This window comes from Gilliamella sp. Occ4-3 (genome assembly GCF_001690675.1).
GTDB lineage: Bacteria > Pseudomonadota > Gammaproteobacteria > Enterobacterales > Orbaceae > Gilliamella > Gilliamella bombi.
Genome location: NZ_LZHR01000039.1, coordinates 1 through 495, shown reverse-complemented (window position 1 = coordinate 495; position 495 = coordinate 1). Strand labels below are relative to the sequence as shown.

Below are 495 nucleotides of genomic sequence, written 5' to 3'. Positions count from 1 at the left end.
GATATGTACCCCTATACCATTCATTATCTTGAAGGGGAAATAGATCCTAACGATCCTTATGACAAAATCGCTGCTAATAACGAACTTAACTTAAAACTATCCCTTTATGCCAAAGAGGGATTATTTACCGAAGAGCTGGTCGGTCACGATGGCGACAAGCCACTATACCGCTATAATTTAACGGATGAAGGACGTAAATATCTTAGTAAAAAATGGGGGGGAACAAATTTCTGCTTTGGAAAAGTGGTGGTTGAAAAAATTGATGAGGTTGATGATCAAATGCAAGGGATGAGAATGGTGACTTTTTATTACCATATGGAAAACGTCCCAAACTGGATAAAAAATAAGGATATTTATAGCTTGTATCCTGGCTATGGCGGTTTAGAGGAAGCCGTATTGGGGGAGAGCACTATAGGCGTACATTATTACAGTTTTGGGCCTGATGGTGAGCTACGTTTGACGGGCGGCCAGAGTGGCGGATATGTTTTATAAATG

The 495-nt window shown here is 40.4% G+C and carries 1 pseudogene; it reads left to right on the top strand.

Going from position 1 to position 495, the window contains the following annotated elements:
- A pseudogene (locus tag A9G44_RS13465) lies at nucleotides 1-492 on the top strand (hypothetical protein); the annotation flags it as partial.
- Nucleotides 493-495: the final 3 nt, after the last annotated feature.